The organism is Microtetraspora malaysiensis, assembly GCF_001528665.1.
Taxonomy (GTDB): Bacteria; Actinomycetota; Actinomycetes; order Streptosporangiales; family Streptosporangiaceae; genus Microtetraspora_A; species Microtetraspora_A malaysiensis.
Window position 1 is genome coordinate 432,499 of the sequence record NZ_BBYJ01000006.1, and the last position, 18,083, is coordinate 450,581.

Below are 18,083 nucleotides of genomic sequence, written 5' to 3' on the forward strand. Positions count from 1 at the left end.
ACGAAGCGGTTTCCCGGTGGGTGATACGTCCCGCCTCCTGCCCTTCTCTCCGCCACGGTTCGCCCAGCGAAGGTTCGCGAAGCGCACCGGGTTGGGACTAATCGGGCAGGATGCGGTAACGTTTGACGTACCTATCACCGCAGCAGGGCCAACGTCGTCCCTCTGTTTTCGAGCAGAAGATGACGACGGGAGGGATTCATGCCTGCTGCCCGCCTCAGCCGTGCCGGAGGTTTCCCCGAGCCTCAGGGCCTGTACGACCCCGCGAACGAGCACGACGCCTGCGGTGTCGCCATGGTGGCGGACGTCGCCGGCCGCCGCAGCTATGACATCGTCGCGAAGGCCCTGACCGCGCTGCGCAACCTGGACCATCGAGGGGCCAGTGGCAGCGAGCCGGACACCGGCGACGGAGCCGGCATTCTCACGCAGATCCCGGACGCGTTCTTCCGCGCGGTCGTGGCCGACCTGGAATGGCGCAGCCCCCTGCCGCCCGAGGGCGCGTACGCCGCCGGTCTCGCGTTCCTTCCGCGTGACGAGCAGGCGCGCGGCGTCGCCGTCGGCCTGATCGAGGAGATCGCCGCGGAGGAGGGCGTGACCGTCCTCGGCTGGCGTGACGTCCCCGTCGACGCAGCGCTCCCCGGCGCCAGCGCCCGCGCGGTCATGCCGCACTTCTCGCAGCTCTTCATCACCGCGCCGAACGGCGCGACCGGCATCGCCCTCGACCGGCTGGCCTTCGCCTTCCGCAAGCGGGCCGAGCACGAGGCCGACGTCTACTTCGCCTCGCTGTCCAGCCGCACGGTCGTCTACAAGGGGATGCTGACCTCGTTGCAGGTCGAGCCGTTCTTCCCCGACCTGTCCGACCAGCGGTACGCGACCGCGATCGCGCTGGTCCACTCGCGGTTCTCCACGAACACGTTCCCCTCGTGGCCGCTCGCCCACCCCTACCGGTACGTCGCGCACAACGGCGAGATCAACACCGTCCGGGGCAACCGGAACTGGATGCGCGCCCGCGAGGCGATGCTGGCCAGCGGTGTGATCCCGGGCGGCATGGAGCGGCTGTTCCCGATCTGCGACCCGGACGGCTCCGACACCGCGTCCTTCGACGAGACGCTCGAACTGCTCCACCTGGGCGGCCGGTCGCTCCCGCACGCCGTGCTCATGATGATCCCGGAGGCGTGGGAGAACCACACGGAGATGGACCCCGCCCGGCGGGCGTTCTACGAGTTCCACTCCACCCTGATGGAGGCGTGGGACGGACCGGCGTCGATCACCTTCTCCGACGGCACGCTCGTCGGCGCGGTGCTCGACCGCAACGGCCTGCGCCCCGGCCGCTTCTGGGTCACCGACGACGGGCTGGTGGTGCTGGCCTCCGAGGCCGGCGTCCTGGCCGACATCCCGCAGGAGAAGGTCGTCCGCAAGGGCCGCCTCCAGCCCGGCCGGATGTTCCTGGTCGACACCTCGCGCGGCAAGATCATCGAGGATGACGAGATCAAGGCCGAGCTCGCGGCGGCCGAGCCGTACGGCGCCTGGCTGCACGCGGGCCTGGTCCGCTTCGAGGAGCTGCCCGCGCGCGAGCACGAGCACCCGACGCACGAGGCGCTCGTCAAGCGGCAGCAGACCTTCGGCTACACCGAGGAGGAGCTGCGGGTCATCCTCACGCCGATGGCGCGCCACGGCTACGAGCCGATCGGGTCGATGGGCAGCGACACGCCCGTCGCCGTACTGAGCGAGAAGCCGCGGCTGCTCTTCGACTACTTCAGCCAGCTCTTCGCCCAGGTCACCAACCCGCCGCTGGACGCGATCCGCGAGGAGCTCGTCACCTCGCTGCAGTCGACCATCGGCCCCGAGGGCAACCTGCTCGACCCGGGCCCGGCCTCCTGCCGCCGGCTTGTGCTGCCCTACCCCGTGATCGACAACGACGAGCTCGCCAAGATCGTCCACATCAACGACGAGGGCGCGCTGCCGGGCTTCCAGCCGTACGTCGTCTCCGGGCTGTTCCACGTGGGCGGCGGCGGTGACGCGCTGCTGCGGCGGCTGCGGGAGATCCGCGAGGAGGTCTCGCGAGCGATCGAGGACGGCGCGCGGATCATCGTCCTGTCCGACCGCGGCTCCTCCCGCGAGAAGTCGCCGATCCCGGCGCTGCTGCTCACCGGCGCGGTGCACCACCACCTCATCCGGGAGAAGACGCGCACCCGCGTCGGTCTGGTCATCGAGACCGGTGAAGCCCGCGAGTGCCACCACATGGCCCTGCTCATCGGGTACGGCGCGAGCGCGGTCAACCCCTACCTCGCGATCGAGACCGTCGAGGACATGGTCGAGGCCGGGCGGCTGCCCGGCGTCGAGCCGCGCGCGGCAGTGCACAACCTGATCAAGGCGTACGGCAAGGGCGTCCTGAAGATCATGTCCAAGATGGGCGTGTCCACGGTCGCCTCGTACACCGGCGCGCAGATCTTCGAGGCGCTCGGCCTGGGCGCCGAGGTCATCGACGAGTGCTTCACCGGGACCACCTCGCGGCTCGGCGGCGTCGGCTTCGACGTCCTGGCCCGCGAGGCGTCCGAGCGGCACCAGCGGGCCTACCCGCGGGCCGAGAACGCGCACCGGCGGCTGGAGGTCGGCGGCGAGTACCAGTGGCGCCGCGAGGGCGAGCCGCACCTGTTCAACCCGACGACGGTCTTCAAGCTGCAGCACGCCACCCGCGGCCGGCGGTACGAGATCTTCAAGGAGTACACCTCCCTGGTCGACGGCCAGGCCGAGCGGCTGATGACCCTGCGCGGCCTGTTCCGGCTGCGTAAGAGCACGCCCGTGCCGATCGAGGAGGTGGAGCCGGTCGAGTCGATCGTCCGGCGGTTCTCCACCGGCGCCATGTCGTACGGCTCGATCTCGATGGAGGCGCACGAGACCCTCGCCATCGCCATGAACCGGCTGGGCGGCAAGTCCAACACCGGCGAGGGCGGCGAGGACCCCGAGCGGCTGTACGACCTGGACCGGCGCAGCGCGATCAAGCAGGTGGCCTCCGGCCGCTTCGGCGTGACCAGCGAGTACCTGGTGAACGCCGACGACCTGCAGATCAAGATGGCCCAGGGCGCCAAGCCCGGCGAGGGCGGCCAGCTCCCGGGGCACAAGGTGTACCCGTGGATCGCCAAGACCCGGCACTCCACGCCCGGCGTCGGCCTCATCTCGCCGCCGCCGCACCACGACATCTACTCGATCGAGGACCTGGCCCAGCTCATCCACGACCTCAAGAACGCCAACCCGCGGGCCCGCGTGCACGTGAAGCTGGTGTCCGAGGTCGGCGTCGGCACCGTGGCCGCGGGCGTGTCCAAGGCGCACGCCGACGTCGTGCTGATCTCCGGCCACGACGGCGGCACCGGCGCCTCGCCGCTGACCTCGCTCAAGCACGCCGGAACGCCGTGGGAGCTCGGCCTGGCCGAGACCCAGCAGACGCTGCTGCTCAACGGCCTGCGCGACCGGATCGTCGTCCAGGCGGACGGCCAGCTCAAGACCGGCCGCGACGTGATCGTGGCGGCGCTGCTCGGGGCCGAGGAGTTCGGCTTCGCCACCGCGCCGCTGGTCGTCTCCGGCTGCGTCATGATGCGGGTCTGCCACCTGGACACCTGCCCGGTCGGCGTGGCCACGCAGAACCCGGAGCTGCGCAAGCGGTTCAGCGGCAAGCCCGAGTTCGTGGTGAACTTCTTCGAGTTCATCGCGCAGGAGGTCCGCGAGTACCTCGCCGAACTCGGCTTCCGCTCGCTCGACGAGGCCGTCGGCCACGCCGAGATGCTGGACTTCACCGCGGCCGTCGACCACTGGAAGGCCGCGGGGCTGGACCTGTCGCCGATCCTGCACCAGCCGGCGCTGCCCGCGGGCACTCCGCTGCACAGGTTCGTCGAGCAGGACCACGGCCTCGACCGTGCCCTGGACAACACGCTCATCCAGCTCGCCGAGGGCGCGCTCAAGTACGGCGACCGGGTCACGCTCGAACTGCCCATCCGCAACGTCAACCGTACGGTCGGCACGATGCTCGGCCACGAGGTGACCCGCAGGTACGGCGGGGCCGGACTGCCGGACGACACCATCGACGTGACCTTCACCGGGTCGGCGGGCAACTCGTTCGGCGCGTTTGTGCCGCGCGGCGTCACGCTGCGGCTCGTCGGCGACGCCAACGACTACGTCGGCAAGGGCCTGTCCGGCGGCCGCCTGGTCGTCCGCCCGCCCGCGGACGTGCCGTTCGCGGCCGAGACCCAGGTCGTCGCCGGCAACGTCGGCCTGTACGGGGCCACCTCCGGCGAGGTGTTCGTCCGGGGCGTCGTGGGCGAGCGGTTCTGCGTGCGCAACTCCGGCGCGACCGCCGTCGTCGAAGGCGTCGGCGACCACGGCTGCGAGTACATGACCGGTGGCCGGGCCGTCGTCCTCGGCCCGACCGGGCGCAACTTCGCGGCCGGCATGTCCGGCGGCGTCGCGTACGTGCTGGATCTGAACGCCGACCGGGTCAACCGGGAGATGGTGGAGATCGAGTCGCTGACGGACGAGGACGCCGCGTTCCTGCGGGCGATCGTGGAGCGGCACCTGGCCGAGACCGGCTCGGCCGTGGCCAAGGGGCTGCTGGCCGACTGGGACGCCGCGCTCACGCGGATCGGCAAGGTCATGCCGACCGACTACAAGCGGGTGCTCCAGGCGGCGGAGGCCGCCCGGCTCGAAGGCCGCGACATCGACGAGGCCGTCATGGCCGCGGCGCAGGGGTGAGGCCGATGACCGACGTCCGCTTCGCCGTCCACCGTTCGACCGACGCACACCGATAAGGGGGGTACACCGATGGCTGACCCGAAGGGTTTCCTCACGCACGACCGCGAGCTGCCGGCGCGCCGCCCGGTCGACGTGCGCATCCGCGACTGGCGGGAGGTCTACGAGGACTTCCCGAAGCCCGCGCTGACCAAGCAGGCCGCCCGCTGCATGGACTGCGGCATCCCGTTCTGCCACAACGGCTGCCCGCTCGGGAACCTCATCCCCGAGTGGAACGACCTGGTGTACCGGGACGACTGGCGCGAGGCGGCCGAGCGGCTGCACGCGACCAACAACTTCCCGGAGTTCACCGGACGCCTGTGCCCGGCTCCCTGTGAGGCGGCCTGCGTCCTCGGCATCAACGCCGACCCGGTCTCGATCAAGCGGGTCGAGGTCGAGATCATCGACCGCGCCTTCGCCGAGGGCTGGGTCGCGCCGCGGCCGCCGGAGAGGAAGACCGGCAAGCGCGTCGCCGTGGTCGGCTCCGGCCCGGCGGGGCTGGCCGCCGCCCAGCAGCTCACCCGCGCCGGGCACGACGTCGTCGTGTTCGAACGCGCGGACCGGATCGGCGGCCTGCTCCGGTACGGCATCCCCGAGTTCAAGATGGAGAAGCGCCACCTCGACCGCCGCCTGGCGCAGATGGAGGCCGAGGGCACCGAGTTCCGCACCGGCGTCAACGTCGGCGTGGACGTCCCGGCCGCCCGCCTGCGCGAGGAGTTCGACGCGATCGTGCTCGCCGGTGGGGCGACCGCCTGGCGCGACCTGCCGGTGCCCGGGCGCGAGCTCAAGGGCGTCTACCAGGCGATGGAGTACCTCCCGCCCGCCAACCGGGACCTCGCCGCGTCGCCGATCTCGGCGGAGGGCAAGCACGTGGTCGTGATCGGCGGCGGTGACACCGGCGCCGACTGCGTCGGCACGGCGATCCGCCAAGGGGCCGCCTCGGTCACCCAGCTGGAGATCATGCCGCGGCCGCCGGCGGACCGGCCCGGATCCCAGCCGTGGCCGACGTACCCGATGCTGTTCAAGATGGAGAGCGCGCACGAGGAGCTGGAGGCGGGCGGCGGCGCCCGCGTCTACGCCGCCTCCACCACCGAGTTCCTCGCGGACGAGCACGGCAACGTCCGGGCGCTGCGCCTGGTCGACGTCGAGGGGCCGGCGGCCGGGTTCCGGCCGATCCCGGGCAGCGAGCGGGAGATCCCCGCCGAGCTGGTCACCCTCGCGATGGGCTTCGTCGGCCCGGAGCGTGGCCCGCTGCTCACCGGCCTCGCGTCGCTCGCCTCGCGCGACTTCTTCGACGCCCGGGGCAACGTGGCCCGCAGCGTGTCGTACGAGACCGCCGTGGAGGGCGTCTTCGCGGCCGGTGACATGGGGCGCGGCCAGTCGCTGATCGTGTGGGCGATCGCGGAGGGCCGGTCGGCCGCCGCGGCGGTGGACGAGTACCTCTCGGGCCGTACCGCCCTGCCGGTCGCGGTCCCGCCGACGGCGCGCCCGCTGGTCTGACACCTGCGTGAACAGACGTGACCACGCGGCCGCCGGCCGCGTGGTCACGTCTATTGTTGTGGCCGGAGCCGCCTGCGCACGTCCCCCAGGCGAAAATCCGACAAAACGGGAATACCTCTCGTATGGTCGGTGGCGAGCTCACGCTGTCAGGCTCCTCCCGGGACGGGCGGGCCAGAACGAGGAGGGGTCGTTGAACGTACGGGGACGTCTCACCGCCGCGGTCCTCGCGGTGGCGATGTCGGGCACGGCCTGCGCGGCCGGCCCGAGCGATCCCGGCGCGGGCCGGGACGCCCACGGGGCGCGGACGGCGACGCCCGGGACGGCGCGGCCGACAGGGGCGAGCGGGGAGTTCCTCGTCTTCTACACCCAAGGTGGCCGGGACGCGGCGGCCCGCGCGGTCGCCGCCAGCGGCGGCGTGGTCACCGGGGACGAGCCGCGGCTCGGCTACCTCGTGGCCGAGTTGTCCGCGCCGGAGAAGCTCGGCACGACCCCGGCGATCGCCGGCGTCACCCCCGACCGCAGGATCGGCGAGACGGCGAGCGTGCCAACGCCGCCCCCCGCCTCGCCGCCGGCGTCGCCCACCCCCGCACCCTCCGCGGCCACGTCGGGGCCCGCGGCGCTGGCCGACCCGCTGTCCGGCCGCCAGTGGGACATGAAGATGATCGGCGCCACCGCCACCGGTTCCTACGCCCACCCCTCGGCGCGGGGCAGGCGGGTGCTCGTAGGCGTCATCGACACCGGCATCGACGGCAAGCACCCCGACATCGCGCCCAACTTCAACCGCGAGCTGAGCCGCAACTTCGTCACCGACCGGCCCAAGGACGCCAACGGCAAGACGTTCGACGGTCCCTGCGAGGCCAAGGACTGCAAGGACCCCGTGGACGTGGACGACGACGGACACGGCACGCACGTCGCCAGCACGATCGGCTCCCCGCTCAACGGGATCGGGGTCGCCGGGGTCGCCCCCGAGGTGTCGCTGGTGAACATCCGCGCCGGCACCGACTCCGGCTACTTCTTCCTCAAGCCCACCCTGGACGCCCTCACGTACGCCGCCGACATCGGCGTCGCGGTGGTCAACATGAGCTTCTACGTGGACCCCTGGACGTTCAACTGCCCGAACAACCCGAAGGACACGCCCGCCGAACGGCTCGAACAGCGCGGCATCATCGAGGGCATGCGCCGGGCCGTGGCGTACGCGCACGCCCACGGCGTCACGCTGATCACGGCCATCGGGAACAGCGGCACCGACCTCGGCCACCCGGCGAAGGACACCGCGAGCCCCGACTACCCGCTGGGCGCCGAACACGAGCGCAAGGTCGACAACACCTGCATCAACGTGCCGGCGGAGCTGGAGCACGTCATCTCGGTCTCCGCCGTCGGCCCCACCGAGCGCAAGGCGTCCTACTCCGACTACGGCGTCGAGCAGACCGACATCGCCGCCCCGGGCGGCGACCTGTTCGCCAAGGACGGGCGGCTCACCGGCGTGGGCAGGGAGATCCTGGCCGCGGCCCCGGCCCGGGCGCTGCGCCAGAAGGGCCTCGTCGACGCCCGCGGGGTGCCCCAGGACCCGTCCGTGGTCCGGGAGTGCCCGCACGGCGGGACCTGCGCCTACTACCAGTACCTGGAGGGCACCTCCATGGCCTCGCCGCACGCCGCCGGCGTCGCCGCGATCATCGTCGGCCGCTTCGGCACCCCCGGGAAGAACGGCCTGAAGATGGACCCCGCCGAGGTCGAACGCATTTTGTACGAGACCGCGGTGCCCCGGCCCTGCCCGGAGCCCCGGGCGTACAAGTACGCACAGAACGACGTGCAGACCTGCGAGGGCGGCCGGGATCACAACGGCTTCTTCGGCCACGGCATCGTCAGCGCCGCCCGGGCCGCGACGTTCACCCGCTGAGTCTCCGCTGGGGGAAAGCCCTGCTGGCGGTCCGGCGGATTCGGTAGCCTGAATTGGGCGCGCGAAGCCGCGACGGCGGGCGCCGGGTCCGCGCCACCCCGCAGGGCGGGGTGCGAAGGACACCCGGATGAGCCCGATACGTCATCGACAATTTGGCCACAGCTCCATGCGCCGTCACAATCAAGTGGTCTGTACCAATTAGGCTAGGACCGTGAGTCGTCGAGCAAAGATCGTCTGTACCCTTGGCCCCGCAACCTCCTCGCCGGAGCGGCTGCGCGAGCTCATCGCCGCCGGCATGGACGTGGCCAGATTCAACCTCTCGCACGGCAGCCACGAGCTGCACAAGGAGGTGTTGGACCGGGTCAGGGCCGCCGCCGACGAGGTGGGGCGTGCCGTAGGCGTGCTCGCCGACCTCCAGGGGCCCAAGATCCGCGTGGGCCGGTTCGCGTCCGGTCCGGTACGGCTCGGCTTCGGAGACGTCTTCACCATCACCACCGAGGACGTCCCCGGCGACCGTGACATCGTCTCCACCACGTACGCCGGGCTGCCCGGCGACGTGCGGCCGGGCGACACCGTGCTCGTGGACGACGGCCGCCTCCACCTGGAGGTGACCGCCGTGGACGGCCCCCGCGTGGTCACCCGCGTCGTCATCGGCGGCATGATCTCCGACAACAAGGGCCTCAACCTGCCCGGCGTCGCGGTCAGCGCGCCCGCGCTCACCGAGAAGGACGAGATCGACCTGCGCTGGGCGCTGCGCACCGGCTTCGACATGATCGCGCTGTCCTTCGTGCGCGCGCCCGGCGACGCCGAGATCGTGCACGGGATCATGGAAGAGGAGGGCGTCCACCTCCCGCTGCTCGCCAAGATCGAGAAGCCGCAGGCCGTCGCCTGCCTGGAGGAGATCGTCGACGCCTTCGACGGCATCATGGTCGCCCGCGGCGACCTCGGCGTCGAGTTGCCGCTCGAGCAGGTGCCGATCGTCCAGCGCCGCATCATCGAGCTGTGCCGTGACAAGGCGCACCCGGTCATCGTCGCCACCCAGATGCTCGACTCCATGATGAGCGCCCCCCGGCCGACCCGGGCCGAGGCCTCCGACGTCGCGTACGCGGTCATGGACGGCGCCGACGCGGTGATGCTGTCCGGCGAGACCTCCGTCGGCAACTATCCCGTTGAGTCGGTCTCCACCATGGCCCGCATCGCGACGGCCGCCGAGAGCGCCACGCTGCACGCCACGCACACCCTGGAGCGGCTGCCCGAGACCACCGGCGGCGCCATCGCCAGAGCCGCGGCCGAGGTCGGCGCGATCGTCGGCGCCAAGGCCCTGGTGGCGTTCACTATGTCGGGCGAGACCGCGCGGCGGCTCGCGCGCTACCGCTCGCCGATCCCGCTGCTCGCCTTCACCTCCAACCCGCAGGTCCGCGGGCAGCTCGCGGTGACCTGGGGCGTCGAGACCTTCGAGGTGCCGTTCGTCCACCACACCGACGACATGGTGCGCCAGGTCGAGGCCTCGCTGCTCACTCTCGGCAACTTCGAGAAGGGCGACAAGATCGTCATCGTGGCGGGGTCCCCGACCGGCATCCCGGGCTCGACCAACTTCCTGCGTGTGCACACGATCGGCTCGGCGGTCGCGCACCCCCGCTGACCGGCGGCTCCGTACCGGCCCGACCCGGTGGCCCACGGCCGCCGGGTCGTCGGCGTGTACGCGCGGCATGGGCGATGGCTCCGGGACCCGGAGAATCGCCGCGGCCATCCGCGAGATCAAACACCATCATCACCGTCTGGCCGTCACGCCAATGCCGTTTAGTTAACGATCATTGTCTGGCTCGGGGTTGTCGGGGCAGCAGCGCGACGGTGGGCGGTCCTGCGTGCCGGATGCCCTTGTCAGAGGGGCGACGTTCTCTGTAGCTGCTGCGTCGGATGCGTTTGACGGCTCGGGGGTAGCTGCGGTGGCGGCGGGCGGGGTTGCGGTTGCGGGGCCGGCCGACCTGGTAGACGGTGCGGGTCCAAAGGTCGTCGTGGGGCTCAGGGGGAAAAGGCCGCCCGGTCGGTGACCGAGCGGCGCACGATGCGCAGGGTGGCCAGGAACTTGATCCGGTCGGGGTCGATCCCGGCGGTGGTGGCCGCGACGCAGATCAGGGTGGCCAGGGCCCAGTGGGTGAGGAGATAGGCCCAGATCTCCTGGCGCACCAGGTCGGGAGTGCGGGAGCGCAGGATCCGGCCCGGCCCACGCAGATGGGTCTTCAGCTGGTCGAACCCGGTTTCGGCTTCCCACCGCTGGTGGTAGCAGGAGGCCAGGTGCTCGGCGGTGGCCTCGGCCGGGTCGAGGATGCTGGTGATCAGCCTGATGTGGTCGCCTTTGCGATCGGGCACGGTGTAGTCGACCACCCGGACGACCATCGCCCGGTCGGGGTCGAGGGGCTGGCCCTGGCGGGCGTCTTCACGCAGCCGGTCCTTCTGTGACCTGTGCAGGCCGATCACGGGGTTGGTGATGACCGCGAGCCAGGATCCATCCTCTAGGTCCCGCAGCCAGTACGGGCGCAGCCCGGCCTGCACCCGCCACAGCAGCTGGGCGCCGCTACGGCTGGCCTGACCCCAGGCGTAGAAGCTGTAGAAGCCGCGATCGGCGAGCAGCAGCATGTCCTGCTCCAGCCGCTCATACAGGGAGTAGGCCAGGGTCTGTTCACCGTCCCAGCAGCCCGACACGTCTGCCGCGACGATCGCGTGACTGGCGCACTCGCTGATGGCCACGACCCGGGCCTGCGCAAATGCCGTCTCGTAGCCGCCCGCGCTGTCCTTGGGGAACTCCTCTAAGTTCGCCTCAGTGTCGGGCAGGTCGAGCACGAACCCGTCGATCGCCATCAGCCGCCACCTCCCCAGCCAGGCACCCGCCGTCGCCGGGGAGGCGGCTGGGCGGGCCACCCGCTCGAACACCTCCTTGACCGGCTCGGCACCCAACCGCTGCCGGGCCTGCGTCACCGCCCCTCGCGTCGGCGGCTCCCACCGCGAGCCCGGCATCCAGGCGAGCATCCCGGTCAGCTTCTCGGCGACCTCCTCGTAGTCATCGTCAGGAAACAGGCACAGCGCGATCAGGAGATAGACGACCACGTGCGCAGGGAGCTTCCGCACCCGCCGCTCACGGCACCCGTACTTCTCGATCGCCCCGTCCAGGACCTCCCGCGGCAGCAACGACGTCAACGCACCCAGCGCCACCAGATCCGTCAACCGGGACGGCCCACCGGTCTTGATCCACTCCGCCACCAGCGGAAGCTATCAGCCCAAACCCCTATCTAAACGGCATTGGGGCCGTCACCGGCTTGAAACTACACCTTGAATGGATACCTGACCTGCGATGAAGACTTTGCGGGTCACCCTTGGGACGCCCTGGCACCGATCACCAATAGTAACGTTTCGCCCACCCTAGCCAGTCTTGCTAGTCAGTCTTGACGTCCTCTTACTCTCTCGCATAAAGTACGATCATCGCAATCGGGGCAATCCACTAGTCAAACTCTCGAAAGTCGTAAACGCACGGACAATAATTGTCCAGAAAGGAAAGTGAACGATATGAAGTTTGCCATCGGTCGCATTGCCGACCGTATCCTCGCGTCGTTCGTGCCGGAGTTGCGTGCGTCTGCCGCAGGAAAATGCGTGAGGTCGACCTGGTCGACGACCGTCGGGTGCCCGGGTACAGGTGTCAAGAAATGTACCGATTGGGAGGACTGCACTAGCGGCCGTGGCCTGGGTTACACATGCGAGCCATGTATCCCAATGGGGTGACCCGCAAAGTCTTCATCCGCTGGTCAGGCATCCATTCAGGGTGTAGTTTCAAGCCCGTGACGGCCAGAAGCCGGTGAGGATGGTGTTTGATCTCGCGGATAGCCGCGGCGATTCTCCGGGCGGGGCTGACGGACGAGCCCGATGGTGGTGTTACGGAGCGCAGCAATAAGGCGGGGCCGAGACCCGGTAGTGACAGCTGAGGCGTCTTCGCGGACCTCGTGAATTCATCGGCCATCGGGTGATCGTCATTTAGTGTCATATATGGTGAGAGGTGCCGCTCTGGCCTGGCATGATCTGGATTGTCTAGATCTCGATCCTGCGGGAGAACGGCACCTCGAAAGTGAAGCCTACGACACCCGCCGGATTGCGGCGATAGATCAAGCGTGCTAAAGAACGGCGGCGTCGCCGGGAACTGGAAAAGCGTACGTCAGCGTGGTCGACAGGACTGGAGCTGACCGACGGCGCCACCGGACTGGTCCCCGCCGCCGGTGTCCCCCTGCTCCGGCTGTTCGCCGAGAAATCCGGCCTGCGCGGCCACGCCTCCACGGCGCTGGCCGTGCCCGGGTTCCCGCCAGACGCGCGGCCTGACGCCGAATACGCCGATGAGCGGGTGATGGTGCAAAGGGCGGCGACAAGTTCCTGCCCGGCTGGCCCTATAGCCTGCTGGTAGGCGTGCAGTGGGGAGACTCCTCCTGGGTGGACCCGATCGAGGCGCGCCGGCTCTGGCCGGGTGACGAGCACCGATGTCACCATCGAGCAGATCACCGGCTTGCTGGCCGACCCGGAGGTGGCCGGTCGGCTCACCGCGGCGATCCGCCGCCGCTGATCATGCTGGACGCCGGGAACTACGCCACCGACATCTCCCACGCGCTGGCCGACCGGTACGTTCAGGTCCTGGTCCGGCTGCGCGCCACCCGCGTCTTCTACGCCGACCCCGAACCCCGTCGGCCTTTCGACCAAGAGCATTTCACCGGTTCGGCAGGGTCTATCTGGGCATGGCCCGCGCCCATCTGGCCTCGGCGCGAGCCGCCGATCGCTGGATGCATCTGATCATGGCCGCTACGCCCACCTCCGGCTGGCCAGCCCGCACGTCGACGACCTGCGCCGTCCCTGGCATCCACGTCCCCAACCGGGAAGACCGCTCAGCCCCTACCGGGTCCGCCTCGGCTTTCGCCGTCTCCGCGCAAAGCTCGGGACACCTGCCAGCTCGCCGATACTCACCCGACCCGGCCCCGGATGTCCCAAGGGGTCAAGGAACGGCCGAAGGACAAGCGTCCGCCCGCCTTACCGAAAGACCGTAACGACCAACAACGAACACCGAGAGTGACGTTAAATCGTAAGCTAAGGGTCGGTTCCGGGCGCGGATGGAGGGAGTCTCAGCGCCCGCGTCGGTACTGGTATGAAGGGCCGAATCGGGGGCCAGCCCGGGTTGCGGAAAGATGATGTTTCCACAACCGACCTCGCCCGGAGGGTCCAATGCACGATGTTATGCTCATTATCACGCCGATCATCGAGATCGCCGCCCGATCCGCACTGGTCCTCGTCTTCGCCATCGCGTCGTGGGCTAAGCTAACCGACCGGGAGCGCTATGCCGCTTTCGCTACATCACTTGGCGAGATGGGGGTTCTGCCCCGTCGACTTGTCCACTCAGCCGCCATGATTTCGGCCGCTGCCGAAGTGGTGACTGCCACACTTTTAGTGATTCCCGTCGATGCCGCAGGCACCGCTGGTTTCACACTTGCGGTGACGCTCTTCACCGCCTTCACCGCTGCTATCGGCGTCTCGCTCAGGCGTGGCAATCGCGAGCCGTGTGCGTGCTTCGGGCGCTCCCAAACTCCCCTCGGGCGGATTCACATTGTGCGGAACATCGGGTTGCTATCCATCGCTGTCCTCGGCCTCACGGCAACACACGCTGGTGGTGACGTGCCACCACCAGCGGCGTTCACCATCGCAATAGCCGTAGGTCTCGTCCTCGGCCTCCTCGCAGTAATGGCAGACGACCTCGCGGGACTCCTTCGCGTCGAGCCTACTCCGTAGGTAGGAATGAAGTTCGACCAACGCCTCGCGAACTTCCGTCTCAAGCTGAGCGACGAGCGTTAGTAGTACTTCATTAACTTAACGATCACTTAGCGTGATCATTCTGAAAAGTCGCTTCGGAATCATGATCTCGCGACACCCGACGAGATGGCGCAGGTATGCCAACTGCTTGAGAAGTTCGCAGGTCAAATGTCGCGAAGAGTACTTCGTCGCCGCGATCTGATGACGCCCTGTGATTTCGACTCCGACGCTTTCTGTGTGGAGGCGTTACGGTGTGTGATCAGATCGTGTTCAGGAATCGGATCTGGAGCAGGTCGCAGAACCGGAATACCACGGGGCAGTCGCATTTACATGCAGAAGGCCGCTAAAGTGCAATCACAGCGGACGCTGCCCGCTCGAAGCCCAAGCCACGCTCTGTAGCTGTTCCACAGAGAAAGCGTCAGAGCAGATTTCGCCGATCGTGTGGCATCTGACCGACGATCCGGGCCTATCTGAACGGCGAGCGGGTGCCGGGGCAAAGGCGGCGGAGCACAGCCGATCCGTTCGAGCCGTTCGCCGAGTGCTGTCGGCTGCGGCTGGATGCCGAGGTCGGGGATCCGCGGCTGTGGGCCACGACGCTGTTCGACGAGTTGATCGAGCTGGGAAATGGGGCAGCTATTCCACGGCACGGGGCAGAGCCGAGTGCGACCGTCTCCATCTCCCAGATGGCGCGGGAGAAGAACTGGTGCGCCCGCGACCAGTAACAGCGGCCCGCCAGCCCCGCAGTGCTCCACATCCCAGTGACCGTACGCGCACCCGAACTGCCCAAGGTGTAGGAACCAGGACCACCGGCGCTTCCGTCTCTTCGGGCGGCGCGTTCCCCATTCAGGGAATTTTACGGAGCGTCATCAACGCCCGCCGCTTCCGATCATGAAAATGGCGAAACTTCAGTTAAGAGCCAGGTGGTTCTCTCCGATCGCGGTCATCCGCTCGAGCGCCAAGAGGTCCGATGTCCGATCTCCCGAACGGTCCAGAACCAACCGGCCGGGAACGCGGGTCGAGCGGGCGGCGCGAAAACATGCGGCGGACTGCGCAGGCGTACACATCGGCTAGGGCGAAGGGACCATGGATCCGCGAGTCGAAGCTATGCGTGGTGTTGTCCCCGAGAAGGATCACCTGACCGGCGCGTACCGTTTCGCCCTCCCAGGTGTGGCCGGGCAGGGCGGCCACACGCTTCACCAAGTAGCGCGTGATCCCACGGTGCCGTGGCGCGACAGCGCCGGGCGGCAATTCCTTGCCCCGGTTAACCACGGCGACGATGTCCCCCGCCCGGAGGTCGCGTCCGGCGACGCGCGCCGTGCCTCGCCGGTGACGTACTCGCCGGGCGAGCAACCGGTCGCCGTCGCGCAGGGTCGGTTCCATGCTAAGGCCTTCGACGGTGAGCACGGTGAGCCAGTAACCGAGCAGGCGCTTCATCGGCTCCCCTCTCCCGCCGGGATCCCACCGTGCCCGGTGGGAGGCACACCAACAGCATTAGCGCCAACCTCCGCGGCGTCGGTGTAGCCAGCGGACTGGAGGCGGAACATGCGGGCGTACGTGCCGCCGGTCGCCATGAGTTGGTCGTGGGTGCCCTGCTCAGCGACGACCCCGTCACGCAGGACGACTATGAGATCGGCATCGCGGACTGTGTTGAGCCGGTGGGAGATGAGCAGGCTTGTACGTCCGGCGCGGTGAGCGCGCATGCGGGCGTGGACATCGGCCTCGGATTCTGGGTCCAGCCCAGATGACGGCTCGTCAAGGATCATCAGGTCGCGGTCGGCGCGCAAGAACGCCCGCGCGAGCGCGGTGCGCTGCCACTGGCCGCCGGAGAGCACCACGCCGGTCTCCGGATCGTCCTTGTCGGTCTCGGAGGTAAAGATCCGCGACAGCTGCGTCTCATAGCCGCGAGGCAGGGCGTCGAGGACGTCGTCGATCCCGGCTCGCCGAGCGGCCACGCGGATCCGATCGAGATCGTGGAGGGCGTCGAGGGAGCCGAGGCCGACGTTCTCTCGGGCGGTCAGGTCGTACGTCATGTGGTCCTGGAAGACGCCGCTGATCCGGTCCCGTAGTGCGGCCGGATCCATGTCCCGCAGATCCACCCCGTCCCACGTGATCGAACCCTGCTGCGGATCGTAGAACCGCAGCACCAGCTTGACCAGCGTGGACTTGCCCGCCCCGTTCACTCCGACGATGCCCACCGTGGCCCCATGAGGGATCCGTAGCGAGACTCCGCGTAGGATCCACGGGTGGTCCGGCGAGTACCGAAACCAAACATCGCGCAGCTCCAACTCACTGGTGAGGGGCCGCAGCGGCGTCGGTACGGCCGGCACTGGCAGGTCGGGGGCAGCACGGACGATCGCCACGTGGTGGCTGAACATGAGCAACCCGCTGTACATCCTGCCCGCCTCGGAGATCAACGCAGCGGCCCCGCCGAGCATAGAACCTATGGCTATGGCGAACATCGACACATCCCCCACCGACAGGGATCCGGCGCGGGCGGCGAACGTTGCCCACACCAGACCGCCTGCGGAGATGACCGCACCCAGCGTGCCGAGCAGCCCCTTGGCGCGCAGCTCCCGACCGTCCATCCGCCGCCGCTCACTGTTGATCAGTGTGAGTTCGCCCAGCAGCCGGTCGCGCAGCCAACCGCCGGTGCCGAACAACCGGATCTCCTTGGCCGCCCGGTAATCGGTGAGTAGCCCCCCGTAGAAGAAGTGCCGCCGTTCATGGGGCGACATGTCCATCATCATGAGGTTGCGCTGCTTGGACAGCTTCACCTGCACGATCAGGCCCGGCACCGCGGCCACCATGGCCACCAGCGTCATTACCGGCGACACCACCCATAACGCAGTTGCGAACCCGATCAGGCTGATCACCGACTCCACAGCCATAAACCCACCCGTGATAAGCGCCTCACCTGCCGCCGCCGCCTGCTGCCCCAGCCTGAGCCGGTCCAGCACGCCCGGATCTTCGAACCGTGCCAGCCCGGCGAACCGCACAGTCGCCGAGAACAGATCGGCTGCGGCCCGCACCGTGAACGCCCGCCCGAGGCAGCCTCCCAGATACTGCGACAGATGCGGCAGTCCGGCGGTCGCCACCGCGAGCACCCCCAACAGGCCCACCCGCCAGGCCAGCGCGGCCGGGGTGACCGCCGGGTCAGGGATCCCGTCTACCAATAGCTTCATCGCCCACGCAGACGCCACCGGGGCCAGACCCTGCACCACGACCACTAACGCGTACGCGGTCATCACTCCCGGCGCAGATTGCGCCGAAATCCGTACGATTTCGGCCAGCGAGGCGCCCAGCCCCGCCTCGTACAGCGCTGCGGCACCCTCATCACGCGCTGCTGCCCGCGGCGAGCCGAAGAGCTTCTCTGCGGCCTCAGGCTCCATGGGCGCTAGCCCGCTCGATCCCGCGCATCGAACGGTCAGACGTGCGGACGACCCCGCCAGCGTCCACCAGGAACACCAGCGGGAACCCGTCCACGGCGAACGCCTCCTGCAGCGGGCGGCCCTGCATTGTCTCCACAACTACCCTTGCCACTGGGGCGAGACGCTCCGCGTACGCCAGTGCGCCCTTCCCGTCGGCGCCGTCCACGACCGCGACCACCTTTTCGCGGTCAAGGGTCGAGGCGTACGTGGTGAACACTGGTAGGAGCTCCTCGCACGGCTTGCAACCCGGGGAGAAGAAGCCGAGCAGTGTGCCGTCGCCCAGCCCGTCACGGGTCAGTTCGGCGCCCTCGTGATCCACGACCGTGAACTCCCCGGCCTGCTCCCCCGCTTGCACGTGGGTGTCGCCCATGCCTGACCCGCCGCCCCGCTCCAGCAGGTGGTTGAGGCGCTCGGTGTGGACCCGCAGCCGGCGGATCACGGCGAACGTCAGCAGCAGGTTGAGCAGGCAGAGCAGGCCGACCAGGACGACGGCGGCGGCGAGATAACCCATGAAGAGCACCCAATCTGAGTAGTTTATGTACCCTTTCAATATAGCTTGGGCAAATCCGGTAGATCTTTGTCTCGTTCGTGACGATCCTCCGCCGCTACCATGAGCACAGCAGGAATGGCGAGGTCAACTGATACGTGGT

The 18,083-nt window shown here is 68.9% G+C and carries 11 protein-coding genes; 7 read left to right on the top strand and 4 right to left on the bottom strand.

What is annotated here, in order from left to right:
* The first annotated feature begins 198 nt into the window (after window positions 1-198).
* The 4 genes from gltB (at window position 199) to pyk (ending at window position 9,815) form a co-directional block, all read left to right on the top strand.
* Window positions 199-4,740 carry a glutamate synthase large subunit gene (gene gltB, locus AWQ71_RS07375; protein WP_084258660.1) on the top strand — a complete coding sequence of 1,514 codons (4,542 nt, stop codon included), beginning with the start codon at window positions 199-201 and terminating at the stop codon, window positions 4,738-4,740.
* 69 nt (window positions 4,741-4,809) lie between these two features.
* Window positions 4,810-6,276 (top strand): glutamate synthase subunit beta, encoded by a 1,467-nt coding sequence (locus tag AWQ71_RS07380; protein ID WP_067128601.1) that lies wholly within the window; start codon window positions 4,810-4,812, stop codon window positions 6,274-6,276.
* A gap of 190 nt (window positions 6,277-6,466) precedes the next feature.
* Window positions 6,467-8,173 (top strand): S8 family peptidase, encoded by a 1,707-nt coding sequence (locus AWQ71_RS07385; RefSeq protein ID WP_245658152.1) that lies wholly within the window; start codon window positions 6,467-6,469, stop codon window positions 8,171-8,173.
* A gap of 211 nt (window positions 8,174-8,384) precedes the next feature.
* Window positions 8,385-9,815 (top strand): pyruvate kinase, encoded by a 1,431-nt coding sequence (pyk, locus tag AWQ71_RS07390; RefSeq protein WP_067128604.1) that lies wholly within the window; start codon window positions 8,385-8,387, stop codon window positions 9,813-9,815.
* Window positions 9,816-10,195: 380 nt separating this feature from the next.
* Here pyk and AWQ71_RS07395 read toward each other — a convergent pair whose 3' ends face one another.
* On the bottom strand, window positions 10,196-11,431 hold the full coding sequence (locus tag AWQ71_RS07395) for an IS4 family transposase (protein WP_218001691.1): 1,236 nt from the start codon (window positions 11,429-11,431) through the stop codon (window positions 10,196-10,198).
* A gap of 1,212 nt (window positions 11,432-12,643) precedes the next feature.
* On the opposite strand from AWQ71_RS07395, the gene AWQ71_RS39940 reads away from it, so the two are divergent.
* The 3 genes from AWQ71_RS39940 (at window position 12,644) to AWQ71_RS43200 (ending at window position 14,727) form a co-directional block, all read left to right on the top strand.
* The gene (locus tag AWQ71_RS39940; protein WP_245658170.1) at window positions 12,644-12,997 is read left to right on the top strand and encodes a transposase; all 354 of its coding nucleotides are present in this window, start codon (window positions 12,644-12,646) and stop codon (window positions 12,995-12,997) included.
* A 426-nt stretch (window positions 12,998-13,423) separates the two neighbouring features.
* Window positions 13,424-13,984, top strand: a complete 561-nt coding sequence (locus AWQ71_RS07405) for a MauE/DoxX family redox-associated membrane protein (RefSeq protein WP_084258662.1) — start codon at window positions 13,424-13,426, stop codon at window positions 13,982-13,984.
* A gap of 506 nt (window positions 13,985-14,490) precedes the next feature.
* Window positions 14,491-14,727: a hypothetical protein gene (locus AWQ71_RS43200; RefSeq protein WP_067128613.1), complete on the top strand. Its 237-nt coding sequence runs from the start codon at window positions 14,491-14,493 to the stop codon at window positions 14,725-14,727.
* Window positions 14,728-14,914: 187 nt separating this feature from the next.
* Here AWQ71_RS43200 and AWQ71_RS44595 read toward each other — a convergent pair whose 3' ends face one another.
* Genes AWQ71_RS44595 through AWQ71_RS07420 form a run of 3 tightly spaced genes read right to left on the bottom strand, consistent with a single transcriptional unit; the run spans window position 14,915 to window position 17,944 of the window.
* Window positions 14,915-15,439, bottom strand: a complete 525-nt coding sequence (locus AWQ71_RS44595; protein WP_084258663.1) for a S24/S26 family peptidase — start codon at window positions 15,437-15,439, stop codon at window positions 14,915-14,917.
* On the bottom strand, window positions 15,436-17,394 hold the full coding sequence (locus AWQ71_RS07415) for an ABC transporter ATP-binding protein (protein WP_067128616.1): 1,959 nt from the start codon (window positions 17,392-17,394) through the stop codon (window positions 15,436-15,438). Before AWQ71_RS07415 ends, AWQ71_RS44595 begins: the two co-directional genes overlap by 4 nt.
* A complete protein-coding gene (locus AWQ71_RS07420) occupies window positions 17,384-17,944 on the bottom strand; it encodes a TlpA family protein disulfide reductase (protein WP_067129039.1) in 561 nt (186 codons plus the stop codon). Before AWQ71_RS07420 ends, AWQ71_RS07415 begins: the two co-directional genes overlap by 11 nt.
* Between the last annotated feature and the right edge of the window lie 139 nt (window positions 17,945-18,083).